The organism is Streptomyces sp. NPDC001852, from assembly GCF_042891825.1.
Taxonomy (GTDB): Bacteria; Actinomycetota; Actinomycetes; order Streptomycetales; family Streptomycetaceae; genus Streptomyces.
In genome coordinates this window covers 183176-203076 of the sequence record NZ_JBIATN010000015.1, presented here as the reverse complement: position 1 = coordinate 203076, position 19901 = coordinate 183176, and the positions used below count along the sequence as shown (strand labels likewise).

16 protein-coding genes are annotated in these 19901 nt (G+C 71.6%); 6 read left to right on the top strand and 10 right to left on the bottom strand.

Going from position 1 to position 19901, the window contains the following annotated elements; genetic code table 11:
• The first annotated feature begins 108 nt into the window (after positions 1-108).
• Positions 109-765: a hypothetical protein gene (locus ACFYZB_RS26340; protein ID WP_388762969.1), complete on the top strand. Its 657-nt coding sequence runs from the start codon at positions 109-111 to the stop codon at positions 763-765.
• A 17-nt stretch (positions 766-782) separates the two neighbouring features.
• Here ACFYZB_RS26340 and ACFYZB_RS26335 read toward each other — a convergent pair whose 3' ends face one another.
• From ACFYZB_RS26335 to ACFYZB_RS26300, 8 genes are all read right to left on the bottom strand, one after another.
• On the bottom strand, positions 783-1829 hold the full coding sequence (locus ACFYZB_RS26335; RefSeq protein ID WP_388762968.1) for a glycosyltransferase family 2 protein: 1047 nt from the start codon (positions 1827-1829) through the stop codon (positions 783-785).
• Between the two features lie 71 nt (positions 1830-1900).
• Positions 1901-5509, bottom strand: a complete 3609-nt coding sequence (locus ACFYZB_RS26330; protein ID WP_388762967.1) for a DUF4082 domain-containing protein — start codon at positions 5507-5509, stop codon at positions 1901-1903.
• Between the two features lie 69 nt (positions 5510-5578).
• Positions 5579-6697 (bottom strand): DegT/DnrJ/EryC1/StrS family aminotransferase, encoded by a 1119-nt coding sequence (locus tag ACFYZB_RS26325; protein WP_388762966.1) that lies wholly within the window; start codon positions 6695-6697, stop codon positions 5579-5581.
• Positions 6694-7386 (bottom strand): acetyltransferase, encoded by a 693-nt coding sequence (locus tag ACFYZB_RS26320; protein ID WP_388762964.1) that lies wholly within the window; start codon positions 7384-7386, stop codon positions 6694-6696. Before ACFYZB_RS26320 ends, ACFYZB_RS26325 begins: the two co-directional genes overlap by 4 nt.
• Positions 7383-8522 carry a DegT/DnrJ/EryC1/StrS family aminotransferase gene (locus ACFYZB_RS26315; RefSeq protein ID WP_388762963.1) on the bottom strand — a complete coding sequence of 380 codons (1140 nt, stop codon included), beginning with the start codon at positions 8520-8522 and terminating at the stop codon, positions 7383-7385. Before ACFYZB_RS26315 ends, ACFYZB_RS26320 begins: the two co-directional genes overlap by 4 nt.
• On the bottom strand, positions 8519-9499 hold the full coding sequence (locus ACFYZB_RS26310; protein WP_388762961.1) for an NAD-dependent epimerase/dehydratase family protein: 981 nt from the start codon (positions 9497-9499) through the stop codon (positions 8519-8521). Before ACFYZB_RS26310 ends, ACFYZB_RS26315 begins: the two co-directional genes overlap by 4 nt.
• 24 nt (positions 9500-9523) lie before the next feature.
• Positions 9524-10579 carry a Gfo/Idh/MocA family protein gene (locus ACFYZB_RS26305; RefSeq protein WP_388762959.1) on the bottom strand — a complete coding sequence of 352 codons (1056 nt, stop codon included), beginning with the start codon at positions 10577-10579 and terminating at the stop codon, positions 9524-9526.
• Positions 10580-10647: 68 nt separating this feature from the next.
• Entirely contained in the window at positions 10648-12087 is a 1440-nt protein-coding gene (locus tag ACFYZB_RS26300) for an exopolysaccharide biosynthesis polyprenyl glycosylphosphotransferase (RefSeq protein ID WP_388762958.1), read from the bottom strand.
• A gap of 343 nt (positions 12088-12430) precedes the next feature.
• Between ACFYZB_RS26300 and ACFYZB_RS26295 the strand changes: the two genes are divergently transcribed.
• From ACFYZB_RS26295 to ACFYZB_RS26285, 3 genes are read left to right on the top strand one after another with little or no spacing between them, the layout of a single operon-like run.
• On the top strand, positions 12431-13279 hold the full coding sequence (locus ACFYZB_RS26295) for a glycosyltransferase (RefSeq protein ID WP_388762957.1): 849 nt from the start codon (positions 12431-12433) through the stop codon (positions 13277-13279).
• 24 nt (positions 13280-13303) lie between these two features.
• Complete coding sequence (locus tag ACFYZB_RS26290) at positions 13304-14623, top strand: MFS transporter (protein ID WP_388762956.1); 1320 nt, start codon at positions 13304-13306, stop codon at positions 14621-14623.
• Positions 14624-14655: 32 nt separating this feature from the next.
• Positions 14656-15678, top strand: coding sequence for a TolB family protein (locus tag ACFYZB_RS26285; protein ID WP_388762955.1), 1023 nt, complete (start codon positions 14656-14658; stop codon positions 15676-15678).
• A gap of 7 nt (positions 15679-15685) precedes the next feature.
• Here ACFYZB_RS26285 and ACFYZB_RS26280 read toward each other — a convergent pair whose 3' ends face one another.
• Complete coding sequence (locus tag ACFYZB_RS26280; RefSeq protein WP_388762954.1) at positions 15686-15931, bottom strand: Smr/MutS family protein; 246 nt, start codon at positions 15929-15931, stop codon at positions 15686-15688.
• A gap of 279 nt (positions 15932-16210) precedes the next feature.
• Between ACFYZB_RS26280 and ACFYZB_RS26275 the strand changes: the two genes are divergently transcribed.
• Positions 16211-17164, top strand: a complete 954-nt coding sequence (locus tag ACFYZB_RS26275) for an urea transporter (protein ID WP_388762952.1) — start codon at positions 16211-16213, stop codon at positions 17162-17164.
• A gap of 147 nt (positions 17165-17311) precedes the next feature.
• Here the strand turns inward: ACFYZB_RS26275 and ACFYZB_RS26270 are convergent, their stop codons facing one another.
• Entirely contained in the window at positions 17312-18643 is a 1332-nt protein-coding gene (locus ACFYZB_RS26270; RefSeq protein ID WP_388762950.1) for an erythromycin esterase family protein, read from the bottom strand.
• A 179-nt stretch (positions 18644-18822) separates the two neighbouring features.
• Here ACFYZB_RS26270 and ACFYZB_RS26265 point away from each other — a divergent pair, with 179 nt between their 5' ends.
• Positions 18823-19842 carry an RNA polymerase sigma factor RpoD/SigA gene (locus ACFYZB_RS26265; protein WP_388762948.1) on the top strand — a complete coding sequence of 340 codons (1020 nt, stop codon included), beginning with the start codon at positions 18823-18825 and terminating at the stop codon, positions 19840-19842.
• Positions 19843-19901 lie beyond the last annotated feature (59 nt).

The window sequence follows — 19901 nt, the reverse complement described above, 5'->3', positions numbered from 1 at the left end:
GTCTGCGCAGAATGGCCCATATCTCACCAAGGCTCACGAACCATCCCCCCATTCGGTGGCATCCCGCCGCGCCTCCTGCAAGTATCGGGGGTGACGGAAGGAACTCCTATGTCGCCCGGGAACGTCGCCGATGCGCTGCTCCGCCGCTGGTACGTCGTGGTGGTCGCGCTGCTGCTGACGGCCGCCGGGGCGTACCAGGTGGTGCGTCCCGCCCCGCAGTACGTCGGCTCCGCGGTGGTCGTCCTCAAGCCGCCGGTGACGCAGAACCAGCCCAACCAGCTCGTCAATCTCCAGCCGCCGCTCGCCGTGGTCTCCTACGCCGTCGTCCAGCAGCTGCAATCCCCCTCCGGCGCCAGGGAGTTGAACGCGGCGGGCGTGCACGGGACCTACCACCTCGTCCCCCGCAACAGCGGCACGAGCGCGACACCGCGCTATCTGATCCCTTCCCTGCAGGTGCAGTCGCAGGCGTCCGACCCGGAGGCCGCGGTCACGGCGGTGCGCCGCATCATCGGTGTCTACACCAGGCACGTCGAGCAGATGCAGACGGCTCAGAAGGTCCCCGCCGGTTCGCGGATCACCCCCTCCGTCCTGACCTCCCCGAGCGCCGCCGAGGTGCAGGGTGACAAGAGCCGGGCCCTGGCCGGCGTGTCCCTGCTGGGCCTCGCCGCCGGGGTTCTGGGCGCCTTGTGGCTCGACCGGTACCTGATGAACCGCCGTCAGGTCGCGCCTGGCCGGCACACCGGTCCCGTACCCGTGGCCCACTGAGCAGAACCGGTCACCCATCAGATACCGCGGCGCTTCCACGACTCCCACCACAGCCACTCCCGGCCGCGCTCGGCGACGGCCGACCACACCAGCGGCTGCAGATACGGCATCACCGTCGGACCGATCCGCCGCCTGAGCCGCAGCGCACGGTACTCCGGCAGCGCGGCGTACCCCGGCAGGCACTCCGCGGCGAACGCCACACAGTCGTCGACCGGTACGACTCCGGTGCGCCCCCGGTCGTAGGCACGGTAGGCCCGGCGCAGCGCGAAGCGGGCGAGCCGGGTGTGCACCTCGTGGGCCAGGCGGTCGGCCCGGGGCAGCCGGTCGGCGCACTTGGCGAGCACCGAGTCGAAGGCCACGAGACGCTGGCGCAGGTCGTCGAGCTGACCGCCGAAGTCCGTCGTGGACATGTTCTTGCCGTGGACACGATAGAAGGCCTGATCGGCACCGCGTATGTAGCCGACGTCGGCGTGTGCGGCGAGCCGCATCCACATCTCGATGTCGCCGGCGTGGGGCAGCGCCGGGTCGTAGCCGCCGACGGTGCGCTGGAGGCTGGTGCGGACGACGACCTCCGGCGAGGTGATGCATCCGGTGCCCTCGCGGAAGCGCCGCTCCAGCCACCACTGCCCGGGGTAGACGACCGAGCCGGTGCTCTGCGCACGGGCCCGTGGCAGCGGGCCGCCGTGCTGGAAGTGCAGGGGGCGCCCGTAGGCGAACCCGGCCTCGGGGTGGGCGTCCAGGAGCGCGGCGGCCCGGACCAGCGCGCCCGGTACCAGCCGGTCGTCGGCGGAGAGCAGGGCGACGTAGTCCCCGTCGGCCCATTCCAGCAGGCCCTCGTTGTAGGTGGCGATGTGGCCCTTGTTGGTCTCATGGACGCGGACCTCGATGCGCGGGTCGGCCGCGGCCAGCTTGTGTGCGATCTCCGCCGAGTCGTCGGGCGAGGCGTCGTCGATGATGAGCACCCGGACGTCGACGCCGTTCTGCTCGTCCAGGACGCTGCTGACGCAGTCGGCGAGGAAATGGCCGTACTTGTAGCAGGGGATCACAACACTGACGGTGCTCATGGGTGGGCAGGCCAATCCCCGGTGGTGGCCTCCGGGTTCGGCGGAGACCACCACCGGTGGGTGCGGGTCGGTCAGTTCTTCTTCCTGCGGACGGACTTGCCGGTCAGGTTCCAGGTGTGGGACTTCACCGTGTGGTGGTGCTTGTCCCGGGCCGTGACCGTGACCGTGAACCGTGTGCCGTCCGGCAGCGGGGCGGACAGGTGGACGGACACCTTGTGGGTGGCCCGGTCGTAGGAGGCGACGGCTGTGACGTGGAGCTTCCGTGCGGCGGAGGCCTCGGGGCCGGGCAGGATGGTGACGGTCGCCTTGACCGACGACAGCTCGGCCGTGCCCGGCAGGGCCATGACGAGGGGGCTCGCCGCGTCGGCGGTGTACGTCACCGAGGACGCTGTCGCCTCCGAGGCGGTGGCCGTCGTCAGGGACGCGCTGGGGTTGTCGGCGGTGAAGACCGGTCCGACCCAGTAGTTCGCGGATCCGTAGGAGCTGTTGGGGAAGGCCGGGTCGGCGCCGTACCGGTAGAGCCCGTTGTGGTGCGCGGTGGTGTCGGCGGTGGCGGTCAGCGGGTACGACTGGTGGGCTGCCGTGAAGTAGCCGCCGTCCACCGCGTAGTTGCCGTTCGGCGCGTGGTAGGAGACGACGTACGGAGTGTCGGCGGTGATGGCCACAGGCGTGGCGAAGGTCAGCGTCTGCCAGCCGGAGGCCGTCTCGTTGGTGAAGGTGCCGGTGGCGAGCAGCGTGCCGCTGTCGGACCACAGGCTGCCGGTGTGGGTGCCCGTGTTGCCGGTGCCCTTGTAGAAGGTGACACCGGTGACCCAGCCGCTCGTCGAGGACGTGAACCGGGTGCCCAGCTCGACGGAGTTGGCGTCGCCGGTCACGTCGGTGGTGGCCGGCACGGCGGAGGAACTCCAGAGCGTGCAGGGGCAGGTGACCGCGGGCGGGGTGGGACTGGTGGTGAAGGACCAGGTCACCGGGTCCGCCATGGTGTTGCCCCACACGTCGGAGGCCTGGACGGACGCCGCGTACGTGGTGTGCAGGGCCAGTTGCGTCGACGGTGTGAACGTCGCCTTGTTCGACGCGGGGAAGGTGACGGCCCCCGGCACGGTGCTGCCGTTCGGGTCCTTCACGGTGAAGGTCACGCCGTCGGGGTCGACGGCCGAGCTGAACGTGGCCGACACCGGTGCCGTGATCGACGCGTCGGTCGCCCCGGAGGTCGGGGAGGTCGAGGTGACGGTGGGCGGGGTCGTGCTGGCCGTCGAGGTGTCCAGCACCACGTCGACCCAGTAGTTGCTGCCGGAGGACTGCGAGGACGGGAAGGCGCTGGTCGAACCGTAGTGGAAGACGCCGTTGCCGCCGTCGGTGCCGGACTTCAGCGCCGTGAGGGGGGCGAGGCCGGCGTCGCCGCCCGAGAAGTAGCCGCCGTCGTAGGAGTATCCGCCGTTGGGGGCGAAGTACGACGCGACGTAGGTGGTGTTGGCCTTGACGCTCACCGGGGTGGCGAAGTTCAGCTGCTGCCAGCCGGAGGCCGTCTCGGCCGTGAAGGTACCGGTGGCCAGGCGGGTGCCGGAGGCGCTCCACAGGCTGCCGGTGTGGGTTCCGGTGTTGGCGGGTGACTTGTAGAAGCGCACGGCGGTGATGGAACCGGCCACCGTGGTACGGAACTTGACGCCGAGCTCCACCGAGCTGCCGTCGCCCGCGTTGACGGTGCCGGGAACGGCCGAGGCGGCGAAGACGGTGCAGGGGCAGGTCTGGGGGCCGACGGTCACCGGGACGGTGGTGACGGCGCCGATGTTGACGCTGTCGTCGACCGCGCGGACCTTGATGGACGCCGAGCCCGGGGCCGTCGGGGTCCAGGTGTAGGTCCAGGACGCGAGGCCCTTGGCGGCCTTCCAGGTCGTTCCGCCGTCCGTGGACACCTCCACGCGGGCCACCACGCCCCCGCCGGAGTCGGTGGCGGTGCCGGTGATGGTGACTGGCTTCAGCGCCGGGACGGTGACCCCCGAGGACGGGCTCGCGACGGTGACGGCCGGGCCGGTGGTGTCGGTGGAGGCCGTGGCGGCGACGAGGTTGCTCTGCCGGGTCAGCGGCTGGACGCCCATGTCGGCGAGGATGTTCAGCGTCGCCTGCTGCATCCGGGAGTCCTCGGTGACCACCGTGTCGTCGGGGTTGTACGTCGGGACGTCGGTCAGGCCCCACGACCACTGCACGGTCCCCGACCCGAACACCAGGGCCCCGGAGTCCGGGTCGCGGAACTCGACCAGGTTGTGCGTCGCCGTGCCGTTGCCGTACACGTTGCCCCAGTCCATGCGGAGCTTGCCGTCGGTGATGTCCACCGTCGTGGACGACACGTCGATGGCCCCGGCGGGTCTGGTGCTGTTGTCGATGTCGCTGTCCCACTCGTAACCGAGGGTCCCCGTCGGGAAGGTGGCGGTCTGGCCGGCGGTCAGGTTCGCGATGGAGGTGTTGCGCCAGATCCGGTTCCTGCCGTACGAACCGGGGACCGTGATCGCGTCGCTGCGGTAGCCGTTCACCTGGAACATGGAACCGGTGAGGATGTTCGGCGGCTGGTAGTCCTGCCCGTACTGGGTGCTGGTGGGGTCCATCCAGGTGCCGGTCCAGCTGCCGCTGGGGTCGGCGACGCCGTTGTTCTGCGCCATCTTGGTCATCTTGTAGCAGACCAGGGTGCGGTCGGCCGTGTTCGTGCCGTCGATGCTCGGGGCGAGCCGGGTCTTCCAGAAGACCTCGTTGCCGCTGAAGAAGGCCTCCCGCACGCCGGCCTTCCTGGCGGCCAGGACGTTGGAGTACTGGCTCTGCGTCCAGTACTCGTCATGGCCGGAGGACATGTACACCTTGTGCTGTTTCAGCAGGGTGGCGCCGGCGGCCGAGGACACGTCCACGCCGGACAGATAGCTGACGTCGTAGCCGTTGCGCTCCAGCCAGGACAGCATCATGTACTCGGAGCCGTAGATGCCGTTGTCACCGCCGATGTCCAGCGGGCGGTTGTAGCTCACCTCGTAGGCCCGGCCGTCCGGCGCGGGGCCGGCGCCGCCGTAGAGGTTCTGGCCGCCGTAGGTGTTGTAAGCCTGCCAGGTCTCGTCGCTGGTCTGTACGACCATGTCGGAGGTGCTGGAGTCGTTGCGGACCACGAACGGATACGGCATCAGGCCGTTGCCGTCGGTCTGGTCCAGGTTGGCGACGTAAAGGCCGGACACGGCGTCGCTGGGCACGGTCCAGCTCGCGGTCACCGGCCAGTTGCCGCAGTCGACCAGCCCGGTGCTGCTCTTCGTGGCACAACTGGTCGGCTTGGTCGTGTAGTTGGACGGATAGGTCACGGCCGCCTGGGCCGCGGTCGACATCTTGCGTGCGCCGTCGCCCCCGTACCAGCCCAGCCGGTAGATCTCGATGTGGTACGGGACTTTCGACTGGACCTTGAACTGGACGGTGTCGCCGGCCTGGACGCTCTCCTTGGTGGAGAAGCCCTGGATGTCGCCGTACGCGTTGGGCGAGAACCAGTCGGTCTTGGGGCTGCCCGGCTTGGAGTTCTCGCAGACGATCGGGTTCGAGCCCGCTCCGCACGGGTCGGCTGCCGCCTGCGCGGCCGCGGCCTGCGGGAGCACCGCCCATATCAATGCTGCCACGACGGCGAGGCGCCCGCCCCGCAGCCGTCTGCTCCATCTGTTCATGTGTACCTCTCAGCGGTGCTGTGCAGGACCGGCCCGCGGGCCGGGGTGGAGCGGGAAGAGCGGGAGCGGTCAGCTTCCGAGCGCGTCGGTGAGGGTGTCCACGACCCGCTGCTGCTGGTCGGGGGTGATCTGCGGATAGAGCGGCAGCGACAGGATCCGTTCCGCCGCCTTCTCGGCATTCGGGAAGTCGCCCCGGGAGTGGCCGAGATGGCGGTACGCCGGTGTGAGGTGGACCGGGGCGGGATAGTGCACCCCTGCGCCGATGCCCTCCGCGTTGAGCTTGCCGACGACGGCGTCACGGTCCGCGCCGGCGACCTGTACGACGTACAGGTGCCATACGTGGACGTTTCCGGGCGCCGTCGTCGGGAGCAGGACCCGGCCGGCGGCCGCCAGGTCGGCGAGCAGCGCGTCGTAGCGGGCCGCCGCGGCCCGCCGGGCCGCGTTGCCGTCCGCCAGGCGCGCCAGCTTCGCCCGCAGCACCACGGCCTGCAGTCCGTCGAGACGGCTGTTGAACCCCGGCACGTCGTGGCGGTACTTGGCGACGCCGCCGTGGTTGGCGATCGCGCGTACCAGGTCCGCGAGCTGCTCGTCGTCGGTGAGCACCGCACCCGCGTCGCCGTACGCGCCGAGGTTCTTGCCCGGGTAGAAACTGGTGGCCGCGATGCCGCCGCTGCCCGGGGTACGGGCGTCGCGGGTCGCGCCCTGGCACTGGGCGGCGTCCTCGACGATCCGTACGTGGCCGGGGAGTTGGCCGGTGAGCGCCGTCACGTCGGCCATCTGGCCGTAGAGGTGTACGGGCACCACGGCGCGGGTGGCGGGGCCGACGGCGTCCAGGGCGGACTGGGGGTCGAGGAGGTAGGTGTCGGGCAGGCAGTCCGCGAGGACCGGGCGCGCGCCGGTCCGGGCCACCGCGCCGACGGTGGCGATGAAGGTGTTGGCGGGTACGACGACCTCGTCGCCGTGTCCAACGCCGCTTGCCCGCAGGGAGAGTTCGACGGCGTCGGTGCCGTTGGCGACGCCCACGCAGTGCGCGATGTTTCCGAAGTCCGCGTATTCGCACTCGAATTGGCGCACCTCGTCACCGCCGACGAACGCGGTGTCGGCCAGGATCCGTTCGAATCCGGCCCGTACCTCGTCGGCCACCTCCTCGTGGGCCGCCTTGAGGTCCACGAGCGGAATCGGCTTCATGTCAGCGGTCCCCCCACTGTCGGTGTCGCAAGTTCGTCCAGCGCGGGCTGGTCCGCCGCGCGCAGCCGTCGGGCCGGGCTCCCCGCCCAGACCTCGCCCGGCGGTACGTCGCCGAGCACGGCGCTCCCCATCCCGACCAGCGACCAGGCGCCGACCGTCGTACCTTCCCTGACCAGAGCCCCGGCGCCGGCATAAGCACCCTGCTCCAGCCGCACTGCGCCGCCCAGGCGGACGCCGGAGGCGAGCGTGGCGTAGTCCTCGACCACGTCGTCATGGGTGAGGACCACGTGCGGCATCACGGCGACATGTGCGCCCACCCGTACGGCGGTGGTCAGGACGCAGTGCGCGAGCAGCACGGAGCCGGGCCCGACCTCGGAGGTCGCCTCCGGCACCGCCGCCGTCGGGTGGATCACGGTGGCATAGCGCTCCACGGGCAGGCCCAGCCGGCGGACCAGCCGGGCGCGCGCCGCGTAGTCCCGGGGGTTGCCCACACAGACCACCACGTGGGCGTCGGACAGCTCGTGGACCAGCTCGCTGCCGCCGAGGACGGGCACGCCGTCCACCCCGGTGCCGTGCAGGGCGGGATTGTCGTCGAGGTGTCCGAGCAGCCGGTACTCGCCCACTGCGTCCACGGCCGCCGCGGTCTCCCGGGCGAAGCCGCCCGCGCCGATGATCACAAGTTCTTTCATCTGCGGGCCTGTTCGCGCAGTGCTGCCACGACGCGGTCCTGCTGGACCCCGGTCATGGTGTGGAAGAGCGGCAGGATCAGCGAGTCCCGGGTGATCCGCTCGGTGACCGGCAGCGGCACACGGGGGTGGTCCGCGTAGGCCGGTTCGAGGTGCGCCGCCATGATTCCCCGCCGGGCGGAGACGCCGACCGCGGCGAGCGCGGCGAGCAGATCGTCCCGGCCGACGGGGAAGTCCTCGTCGAGCAGCACCCAGTAGGACTGGAAGTTGTTCTGTCCGTGCGCCGGGTCGCGTACGGGGGTGAGGCCGGGGACGTCTCGCAGCAACGAGTCGTAACGGGCCGCCAGTTCGCGTCGGCGAGCGATCATCGCGTCGAGCTTGCCGAGCTGGACCAGGCCGACGGCGGCCTGGATGTCGGTCATCCGGTAGTTGAAGCCGGTCTCCAAGTAGCGTTCCAGGACAGGCCCGTTGCTGGCGTGGCGCTCCGCCGCCGAGACGTTCATGCCGTGCTCGCGCAGCCTGCGCAGGCGTGCAGCCCACTCGGTGTCGTCGGTGGTGATCATGCCGCCCTCGCCCGTGGTGACGAGCTTGCGGGGGTGGAAGGACCACGCGGCGAGCAGCGCGCCGTGGCCGACGGGCTTGCCGCCGACCGTGGAGCCGATGGCGCAGGCCGCGTCCTCGACCAGGGGCAGGTCCCAGTCGGCACAGGAGGCGCGCAGGGCGTGCACGTCGGCCGGCGCGCCGCCCTGGTGGACGGCGAGGACGGCCTTGGTGCGGGGGGTGCGGACCGCGTCCACGGTGGCCGGGGTCAGGTTGCCGGTCGCGAGCTCGACGTCGGCGAAGACCGGCTCGGCGCCGACGTACCGTACGGCGTTGGCGGTGGCGATGAACGACAGCGAGGGCACCACGACCTCGTCGCCGGGGCCGAGGCCGAGCGCGACGAGGGAGAGGTGCAGGGCGGTGGTGCAGGAGCTGACGGCGATGCCGTGCCCGGCGCCCACCCGCTCGGCGAAGGCCCGCTCGAACGCGGCGACCCGGGGCCCTTGGGCGACCCACCCGGACAGCACCGCCTCGGAGGCGGCCCGGGCCTCCTCCTCACCGAGCCAGGGGATCATCACCGGGATGCGGTCGGTGGTCACCTGGCCGCCTCCCGCTCCGCGCGCCACCACTCGACAAGGTCCCGCAGTCCCGTACGCAGGTCCGTCCGCGCCGTGAACCCGAGCCGCTCGGCGGCCCGCGAGGTGTCCGCGAGCCGCCGGGTCACCCCGTTCACCGCGCGGGCGGGCCCGTGCACCGGCTCCAGGCCCTGTGCGCCCATCGCCTCCAACAGCCCCTCGGCGAGCTCCTTGAGCGAAGTCTCCGTACCGCTGGCGACGTTGAAGACCTCGTCGGTGAGGTCCGACTCGGCGGCCAGGACGTTGGCCCGGGCGATGTCGCGGACGTCGACGAAGTCCATGGTCTGCGTGCCGTCGCCGAGGATCAGCGGCGGCTCGCCCGCCTCGATGCGCTCCATCCAGCGGATGAGCACCTCGGTGTAGAGGCCGTGGATGTCCATCCGGGGGCCGTAGACGTTGAAGTAGCGCAGGGCCACGTAGTCCAGGCCGTACATGGCGTGGAAGCTGCGCAGCATGCCCTCGTTGAAGGCCTTCGCCGCGCCGTAGAAGGTGTCGTTGTTGTACGGGTGGTGGCGCTCGGTCGTCGGGAAGGTCTCGGCCATGCCGTAGACGGACGCCGAGGAGGAGGCGATCACCTTGGCGACGCCGGCCTCGGCCGCCGCCTCCAGGACGTTGAAGGTGCCGTCGACCAGGACCTCGTTGGCCAGCCGTGGCTCCTCCGCGCACTGGGTGATGCGGATCGCGGCGAGGTGGAACACCAGGTCGGTGCCCTCGGTGACCTTCCGCACGGTCCCGGCGTCCCGGACGTCGCCCTCGACGATCTCCACGACGCCGCTCGGCAGGACCTGGGCGAGGTTGGCCCGCCGTCCGCGCACGAAGTTGTCGAGTACGACGATCTCGCGGGCGCCGCCCTCGGCCAGGAGGTCGACGACGTGGGAGCCGATGGTGCCCGCTCCCCCGGTGACCAGGATCTTCTTGCCCCGTACGCTGCTCAACTGCACTTGCCTCTCAGCCGATCGGATCTGTCAACGCCCGGCGCGCAGGCCGACGACCGCGCCCCGGAATTCGAGGCTCCGGGACGCCGCCTCGAGAACGTCCAGCACGCGCAGGCCCGCCCGGCCGTCGGTCAGCGGCGCCCGGCGCTGTCGGATCGCGTCGCCGAACTCGTCGACCATGCTGCGCAGCGCTTCCTTCTCGCCGATCGCGGGCGCAACCATGTCGCCGGAGCGGTACGAGACGAGCATGTCCCGGCGTTCGTCGTCGTCGATCTCCTGGGGCGCGGCCAGGTCCACGCCCCGGTCGTAAACGGCCACTCTCTGCAGGGGGTTGAGGTCGTCCCAGATCAGGGTGCGCTTGGCGCCGCCCACCATGGTGGTGCGCACCTTGGTCGGGGACAGCCAGTTGACGTGCACGTGGGCGATGGCCCCGGTGTTGAGGGTGAGTGTCAGGTAGGCCACGCAGGCCTGTCCGGCGCCGATCGGGTCGGCCCCGTGGGCGGCGACGGCGACCGGCTCGACGTGGTCGGGGAGGATGAAGTCAAGGATCGACAGGTCGTGCGGGGCCAGGTCCCACATCACGTCGATGTCCTTCTGGACGAGCCCGAGGTTGATCCGGACCGAGTCGACGAAGTGGACCTCGCCGAGTTCGCCGGAGTGGACCAGCTCGCGGATGCGGCCCACGGCGGGCGTGTAGCAGTAGGTGTGGTCGCACATCAGGGTGAGACCGCGCTCCTCCGCCTCGGTCACCAGGCGCATCCCGTCGGCGTACGTCGCCGCGAGCGGCTTCTCCACCAGGACGTGCTTGCCGGCGCGCAGGGCGGCCAGGGCGATGTCGAGGTGGGTGCCAGCGGGCGTGGCCACGGCGACCGCGTCCACGTCGGGGTCGGCGAGGACGGCCGCGTAGTCCGCGGTGGCCTCGACCGTCGAGTAGCCGCCGAGGACCCGCTGGGCCCGGTCCACGTCGAGGTCGCACAGCCAGTGCAGCCGGAACCGCTCGCTGGCCTGGAAGTTGCGCACGAGGTTGGGTCCCCAGTAACCGGCCCCGACGACGGCGACCCCCAACTGCTGCGTGGTCTGCGTCACTTGGTCCCTCTCCCCTTGGTCCATCGGTAGGCGGTCCGTCCGCCGGCGGTCCATCGGTCGGCGGTCCATCAGTAGGCCCCCGTTCCCCGCACCACCGCGGACCCGGTGCGCAGCAGGATCGACACGTCGAGGCTCATCGACCAGTTGTCCACGTATCCGAGATCGAGCCGGACCGCCTCCTCCCAGGGCAGGTCGGAGCGGCCGCTGACCTGCCACAGTCCGGTGAGGCCGGGCTTGACGAGCAGCCGGCGCTTGATGTCCGGCGTGTACGCCTCCACCTCCTCGGGCAGCGGCGGGCGGGGGCCGACGAGCGACATGTGACCCCTGACGACGTTGAGCAGTTGCGGCAGTTCGTCGAGCGAGCTGCGGCGCAGGAACGAGCCGACCCGGGTGATCCGCGGGTCCCCCTTCACCTTGAACAGCAGGCCGTCGCTGTTCCGGTTGAGGTGCTCCAGGTCCGCCCGCAGGGCCTCCGAGTCCGGCCGCATCGTGCGGAACTTCAGCATGGTGAAGTGGTCGCCGTACCGGCCGACCCGCTGCTGCCTGAACAGGGCGGGCCCGGAGCTGTCCAGCCGGACGACCAGGGCGATCAGCAGCATGGGCAGCGCGAGGAGCAGCAGGAGCGCGGCCGCGAGCGTCCGGTCCAGCAGTTCCTTGGGCAGCCGGGAGATCCGGGAGAGGTTCGGCGCCTGGATCCTCAGCAGCGGCACCCCGTTGGTTGGCCGTACCGCCAGCCTGGAGGCGGAGACCTCGCTCAGCACGGGGGCCAGCAGGAAGTCGACGCCCTGCGCGGCGGCCGTCCAGGCCATCCGGCGCAGGACCGAGGCGTCGGTCTCGGGTACCGGCAGCGCCACCACGGTGGTGATGCCCAGGGCCCGGACGACGTCGTCCATGTCGCCGACGCCGCCGAGCACCGGCAGCCCCAGCTTGCGGATCTCCGCGGCGTTCTGCGGATCGCTCAGGCACACCCCGGCGGCCTGCAGTTCCTGTCCGCCGCCGCGCCGCAGCACGGCGACCAGCTCCACGATGCCGCGGGACGGCCCGACCAGCAGTGTCGTACTCCGGTCCCGGCCCCGCGCCCATCGTCTGTGCAGTCGGCGGCGCAGCGTGTACCGGACCGGCAGGGCGATCACGGTGGCCGGCACCGCGGCCATGGTCATGTCATGAAGGAGGCCTGAATCGCGTGTGAACAGCCAGTACGCGAGGGCGGCCAGCGCCGGCAGCGCGACGGCTCCGCGCAGCACCCGTCGGTACTCCTCGCCGCCCAGGCCCAGGGCACTGCGATCGTAGGAGCGGTGGGCGAGCATCGCCACGATCCATGTCGGGGGCAGCACCAGGGCCACCGCCCAGCGGCCGTACGCCCCGTGGATCACTAAAGCCGCGACGACGGCGGCGAGGCCGTCCGCGACCAGCAGGACCGTCCGGTACTTGCGTTCCCAGCGTCTTCGGCGAGCTTCTGGACGTCTGTGTTCCACGACCAGTTGCTCATGCGTGACCTCAATGGTCATGTCCCCCACCACATGCGCGGCTCCCCCTGGCCGGAGGCAGGCGGACCTACGGTCACACGTGCGCAGCCAGGGCTGGATCAGCACCGCATGTGTCTCCTCCGCACAGCGGCACCGAAAAAGACGAGGAAGACTTCAGCGGTTCCCCAACCGCCTTGTGCTTCCTGCATGTTGGTCAAGCCTGTTTTGCATCCGGTTCACAACGCCGTACCTTGACGTGCCGTCAAGAGCAGGTACCCCTCCCAAACCGGTCCGGCGGACCTCAATCTAGACCACGGGACGCAGTCACGGGAACAGTTGGACGAAACACGCAGCGCAACGGCGACATCGAGGCCATACTGCCCGGGTGACGAGCATCGTGATCCCGGCTCACAACGAGGCACGCGTCATCGGCCGGCTCCTCGATTCGCTGCTGGTCGATCCCTCCGCGGACGAGACCGACATCGTGGTCGTGTGCAACGGCTGCACGGACGACACCGCGCGGATCGCGGCCGCCCGCGGCCCGCGCGTCCGGGTGGTCGAGATCCCCGTTCCCTCCAAGCACGCCGCCCTGCGGACGGGCGACGAGCACGCGCGCGGCTTCCCGCGCCTCTACGTGGACGCCGACGTCGTGATCACGGGTGCCGACGTCCGGGCGCTGACCGGGCCCCTGGACGACGGCACCTCGGGCATCCTCGCCACCGCCCCCGAACGGCGGATCCCGCTGGCCGCCTGCGCCTGGCGGGTGCGCGCCTACTACCAGGTGTGGCAGCGGCTCCCCGCCGTACGCGAGGGGCTGTTCGGCCGGGGCGTGATCGCGGTGTCCAAGGCCGGGCAGGCCCGGATCGCGGCGCTGCCGCCACTGATGGCGGACGACCTGGCCGCGTCCCTCGCGTTCGCCCCCGAGGAGCGGCTCGTGGTCGGTGCGGCCAGTGTCGTGATCCAACCGCCGCGCACCTGGCGGGACTTGATCAAACGGCGCATCCGTGCCGCCGTCTCCACCGCCCAGGTCGAACAGCATCACCGGCCGGAAGAAGCCTCGGCGCGCACGAGCACGGCGGATCTGGGAGCCCTGCTCCGCAGGGAGCCGAGGCTCTTCGCGGGCGTCGTGGTCTTCGTCGCGGCGGCGGTCGCCGCCCGGCGGGGGGCCGGAAAGGCCATCCGGGCACAGGACTTCGGCACCTGGCTCCGGGACGAGAGCAGCCGGCAGAACTGATCGCACCACACCGGGAGCCCTGTCTTGTATCTCACCGACCGCTCCGCGCCTGTCGAGGCGGGCGCCGACCGGGGCCGAAGATGCGGCCCGGGGCCCGGCATCGCCCCGGTCGTGTTCGTGCTGGGCGCGGTCAGCCTGATCACGGACATCTCCTCGGAGATGGTCACCGCCGTCCTGCCGCTGTACCTCGTCACCACGCTCGGCTTCAGCCCGCTGGGATTCGGCACTCTCGACGGCGTCTACAACGGCGTCAGCGCGCTGGTCCAGCTCACCGGCGGCCACCTCGCCGACCGGGTGCGGGGCCACAAGCTGCTGGCCGGGCTGGGCTACGGACTGTCCGCGCTGTGCAAGCCGCTGCTCCTCGTCGCCGGCAGTCTCGGGACGCTCGGCACGGTGCTGGCTCTGGAACGGACCGGCAAGGGCCTGCGCACCGCGCCCCGCGACGCGATGATCTCCCTGTCCACGCCGGCCGAGCACCAGGGCCGGGCCTTCGGTGTCCACCGGGCGATGGACACCACCGGGGCGATGCTCGGCCCGCTGGCGGCCTTCCTCATCCTGCGCGCGGCGACCGGCGGTTACGACGCCGTGTTCGGCGTCAGCACCTGCGTCGCCGCGCTCGGCGTGGTGGTGCTGGTGCTGTTCGTACCGGGGAGCCCGGAGGGCCCGGGGAAGCACGACGGCGCACAGCCGGCAGAAGTGACCGATGACTCCGCTGTGACTCACGAGCCCCCTGCAGGGGAAGGCAGGCCGCCCGTCCGCCTGCGCGAGGCCCTGGCCCTGTTGCTCCTGCCGCGGCTGCGGGCGCTCGCCGGCTGTGCCGCGCTGCTCGGCCTGACCACCGTCAGCGACGCCTTCGTGTATCTGCTCCTCCAGCGGCGGGCGGGTGTCGGCGAGGAGTGGTTCACACTGCTGCCGCTGGGCACGGCCGTCGTGTTCCTGCTGCTGGCCGTGCCCGTCGGCACGCTGGCCGACCGGGTCGGGCGGCGCGGCGTGTTCCTCGCCGGGCACGTGGGGCTGCTCACCTCCTACGCGCTGCTGCTGTGGGCCGCGGACACACCGCTCCTCGTCCCGGTCGTCCTCGCGCTGCACGGCACGTTCTACGCGGCCACCGACGGGGTCCTCCCGGCCGCTCTCGCGGGCCTCGTGCCCGAGCATCTGCGCGCCAGCGGCCTGGCCATCGTCGGCACCGGCCAGGCGCTGGCCCGGTTCTGCTGCTCGCTGGCCTTCGGCGCCGCCTGGACGGCCTGGGGAGACGGCCCGGCGCTGGCCGGCTCGGCGATCGGTCTGCTGTGCTGCGCGGCCGTCGCGGGCGTGGTGCTGCGGCCGGCCGACGGAGCCCGATGACCACCTCGGCGACACGAACCACAAGGATCCGGATGACATCGATGCGCCGCCGTCTGCTCATACTCGTCACGGCGGTCCTGCTGCTCGCGGGCCTGGGCACCGGCGTGGTCCTGCACGCCGCAGCCCGCGCCGACCGGGCGAACCGGCCGCAGTCGGGCGATCCCGCCGTGCGTGCGGGCAGGTTGACGCTGGATCAGAAGGGTCGGCTGACGTTCCTCAACACGGCCGCCGGCCCGCACCGCAACGCGGTCGCCTCGGTCCCGTCCACCGGCCCGGACGCCGGGCGGGTCGCCTCGAGCCTGACGTGCGTACGCTTCTACGCGGCCGCCGGCACCGGCATCTGCCTCCAGTCCAACCCCGGCGTCCTCAGGCAGAGCAACCGCGCCCTGCTCCTGGACGCCGGCCTCCGCACCCGGCGCACCTTTCCGCTCGCGGGCACCCCCAGCCGGGCGCGGGTGTCGCCCAGTGGCCGGTTCGCCGCCTGGACGGTCTTCGTCTCCGGCGAGTCCTATTCGTCCGCCTTCTTCTCCACCCGGACCTCGATCCTGGACACCCGGACCATGCGGCTGACGCCCAGCCTGGAGACGTTCTCCGTCGTCAGGGACGGCAAGCCCTACCACGCGTCGGACATCAACTTCTGGGGCGTCACCTTCGCCTCCGACGACGACACCTTCTACGCCACTCTCAACACCGCCGGCCAGACCTATCTGGTCCGGGGTTCGATCTCCCGACGCACGGTCACCACCCTGGTCGAAAATGTGGAGTGCCCGTCCCTCTCCCCCGACGGGACCCGCGTCGCCTTCAAGAAGCGGGTGCTGTCGCGTACCGACCTCTGGCACGAGTACGTCCTCGACCTGCGCACCCTGCGCGAGACGGCGCTGGCCGAACGCCACAGCGTCGACGACCAGGCCGCCTGGCTCGACGACCGCACCGTCGCCTACGCGCTCCCCGCCGACGGCAAGGTCGGCAGCAGCGACCTGTGGAGCGTCCCCGCGGACGGCTCGGGAACCCCCCGCCTGCTCATCGCGGGCGCCTCTTCCCCTGCGCCGCTGTAGAGCGGGCTCACCGGAAGTAGACGAGGATGCGTCCGGCGTTGCCCGTGTCGATCTCGCGCCGGACGTAGAGCTTCCGGATGTGCTGCTGGTCCAGGAACGCGAGCACGCGAGACCTGAGCCGTCCGGAACCCTTGCCCGGAATGATCTCCGCAACGGGCTCGCCCGAATGGTTCGCCCTGAAGAGGAACTGGCGCAGCGCGAGTTCGATGTCGCGGTTGTTGCGGAAGATCGGGTGGAGATCGAGCGACAACATGTGGAACCTCCCCGGTGATGCGACGACACGATCAGGTCGATGACGTCGGTGTCAATCGTCGACTCGCTCCCGGCCGCCTGCCTCCGCATACCGCAATGTCGTAATGCGGAAATATAATGCCACCAAGCGGAAAAGGTGGGGTGGGGGTTGAGTATGCTGCGCCATGTCAGGACGAAGGTGCTCGGTCGCGCGGACGCGCGCGGGGAGGGGCGAGGCCGGCGGCCGGCAGCTCGCCCCCGCCGGTGGTCTCCGAGGCGCGCCCCGGCGTTCGCCGTCCCTGTGCTGCGCGCTCTCGCCCAGGTCATGTTCCTCGACAGCGCTCGGGCAGGCGCCGTCTTCGCCCTCGCGCTGCTGACGGCGGACTGGCGGTACGGCGCCTACGCCCTGGGCGGCGCCGCCCTCGGCACCGGCGCCGCACGCCTGCTGGGCGCTCCCCGCGACCGGGTGCGCACCGGCCTGGAGGGCTTCAACTCCTGCCTGACCGCCCTCTGCTTCGCGGTGTTCCTCGGCGCGGACAGGCCCGCCACGGTGGTGCTCGCGGCCGCGGCCTGCCTCGTGGCCACCGTCGTCACGGCGGCCGTGGTCCGGCTGCTGCACGTGTGGGATCTGCCGACGCTGACCCTGCCCTACTGCCTGCTGGCGGGAGCGGTCACCCTGGCCGCGCCCGCCTTCCGCCGGATCGGGCCCCATGGCGGGAGCATCGCCGCGCTGCCCCGCGCCGCCTCCGGAACCGCCGCCCTGCGCTGGCACGACCTGGCAGGAGCGTTCTTCCGCAACGTGTCCCAGGTCTTCTTTCTGGACCAGTGGCATGCGGGGGCCGTGCTGCTGGCAGGCCTCTTCCTCGCAAGCCGGGTCGCGGGGTGGGTGGCCTGCGCCGGCAGCGCGACGGGCATCCTCACGGCCTGGGCGCTCGGCACGCCGGCCGCGCGGATCGCCGACGGCACGATGGGCTGCAACGCGGTTCTGGCGGCGCTGGCGCTGTGCGGGGTGTTCCTGGCCGCCACCCGGGCGACACTGCTGTACGCGCTGCTCGGCGCCGCGACCGCGACCGCCCTCACCCCGGCCGTCGCCGCCCTCCTCGCCCCGTCCGGCGGCCATCCGTTCACCTGGCCGTTCGTCCTGACGACCCTCGGCTTCCTGGCGGCCGCCCGCTCCTTCCCGCTCCTCGCCACCCACCCCACCGGGAACCGGCCCGCCGCATCACTCCACGCCGACCAGGCCGCCACGGGCTGACCACCCGGATCCCGGGAGAACGGGCCGCGGGAACGACGGGACCGGAACGAGCCACGCACCCACGGCTGCCGGCCGAAACCCGAGAAGCGCCAGTGCGCGCCCGGCCGACTGGATGTCACGGTCGACGAGGAAGTGACCGACGCGGCGTCACACGCCCGCGGGCCAGGTCTGCTCCTCCCGGCTCTGCTCGGCCGAGGGGCGCAGCGGGGTGAGCGCGTGGGTGCGGTCGAGGTAGCAGAAGGCGTCGTAGCGCTGGGCGAGGACCGTCGGGACGTAGTTGCCGACACGGTCGTACTGCGGCCGGTACACCACGCCGATCGCGCGGTGACCATGCTCTTCGTGGAACCACTCGCCCCGCCCGGAGGAGGGCGGATGCTGCAGCTGCACATGCGGGAAGACGAACAGAACCCGCTCGCCGGGCAGCGCCCGGTGCAGCAGATCCTCCACACTTCCGCGGCGAGCGGCCGGCACGCCCATGACCCTCGGTACGTCGCCCCACGCGTCCGCGGCGATCACGGTGCCGGAGTGCGAGCCGAACCCGACCAGCACCACCCCTCGCCCCATGTGCCGCTCGCGTACCAGCTGGCCCACGTTGACCTCGCCGACGTCGGCCATGTCCGTGGCACGCGCATCACCGATGTGGGTGTTGTGCTCCCAGACCACCGCCTTGGCCTCGGGGCCGTGATGCTCCATCAGCCGGTCCAGTGTGTCGGCCATGTGGCGGTCCCGGATGTTCCACGACTCGGGACCGCTGTCCAGCATGACCCGGTAGTAGGCCTCGGCCCCGGCCAGCACCTCGGCGTTCTGCCGGGCGGCGAACTCCGCGAGCGAGCCGTCCACGGCTGCCGCCTGCGCCGCCCGCCGACGCAGCTCGGTGAGCACGGACACCACCTGTGGCTCACAGCCCTCCGGCACATAACGGGTGGCCAGCGCGTAGGACTGCGGATCCCGCGCGTACGGCTCGAAGCAGCGGTACGCCTCCAGGGCGTGCTCCACCTGGTCGGGATCGTGCTCGCGCAGATGGGCCAGCACCGCGTGCAGCGACTCCCACAGGCTGTAGACGTCCAGCCCGAAGAAGCCCACGCGCCGCCCCGGCGGCAGAGCCTCGTTGTGGCGGCGCAGCCACCGGGTGAAGGCGGCCACGTCGGTGTTGCCCCACATCCACGCCGGCCAGCGGCTGAATCCCGCCAGCACCTCGCCGGGGTCCTCGGGCGCGTCCGGCGCGGCCACCACGGCGCAGTGCACGGCCTGGCAGTCCGGCCAGTCGCCCTCGACCGCGACGAAGGAGAAGCCCTTCTCCTCGATCAGCCGACGCGTCAGCACATCACGCACCCGGTAGTAGTCGGCGGTGCCGTGGGACGCCTCGCCCAGCAGCACGTAGCGGGCGTCGCCGATGCGCTCCATCAGCGGGTCCAGCGACGCCGGATCGGTCAGCGGCAGGGCCTGGCTGCGCATCCGGTCCTGGTCGTTGTCGGGCACGGCTGACTCCTCTTTCCGCAGGCGCCGCACCGGGTTCCCGCACCGCCGCAGGCCGAAACGGCATGCCGGCCTCTCCCCGGACGCGGAGGTGTCCTGCCGCTCCGGCCGGGTACCCGCCACCGTGGCCAAGCCCCTCTGGACACACAGAGTCGAAGCGACAGGAGCCGGAGGCCGGAAAGATGCCTGCCCCCGCACGATCCGCCGTGGCGGACCCCCGAGAGCGCCGCCGTGCCGCCGCCCGGTCCGCACGACCGCGCAGCCGGGTCCCGGAGACCGGCGACGAGCCGGATCTGCTCGGCCAGTACCTCACCCAGATCGCCGCGACCCCGCTGCTCGACGCCGCCGGCGAGGTACGGCTGGCCCAGCGCATCGCGGCCGGAGTGCGCGCCGCCGAGGAGCTGGAGCGGGCCGGGACCGGCGAGCGCGCCCTCTCGCCGCCGCGGCACCGTGAGCTGGAGGCGGCCGTACGGGAGGGCACGCAGGCCAAGGACCACATGATCCGGGCCAACCTGCGGCTCGTGGTGTCGATCGCCAAACGGCACGCCCACCGCGGCGCGCCCCTGCTCGACCTGATCCAGGAGGGCAACCTCGGGCTGATCCGGGCGGTGGAGAAGTTCGACCACACCAAGGGCTTCAAGTTCTCCACGTACGCCACCTGGTGGATCCGGCAGGCGATCGAGCGGGGCCTGGCCCAGCACGCCCGTACCGTACGGCTGCCGATGCACGTCGTGGAGCAGTTGCAGAAGCTCGCGAAAGTCGAACGACAACTGCGGTTGCGCCTCGACCACGAGCCGACGGACGACGAGGTCGCCCGGGAGAGCGGGTTCGACGCGGAACGGGTCGCCTGGCTGCGCCGGGTGGGGCGCCAGACGCTGAGCCTGGACACACCCGTCGACGAGACCGGCGAGACCGTGGTCGGCGACCTCATCCCCGCCACCGACGTACTCCAGGCTCCGCAGGTCGCCGAGTACCGGGCGCTCGCCGAGGAACTCAGGGACGCCCTGGGCGCGCTGGGCCCCCGCGAGGCCATGGTCCTCAGCCTGCGCTACGGACTGCACGACGGGCATCCGCGCACGCTGCAGCAGGTGGCCGACCAGGTGGGACTGACCCGGGAACGCGTGCGGCAGCTGGAGAAGCAGTCACTCACCCGGCTGCGGGCACCCGAGACGGGCGAGCGCCTGCTGGACTGGGCGGGCTGACCCGACACTCCACGAGCTGCTCGCGCACGGGCGCCTGTCAGATGCGTCAGGCCGGGGCA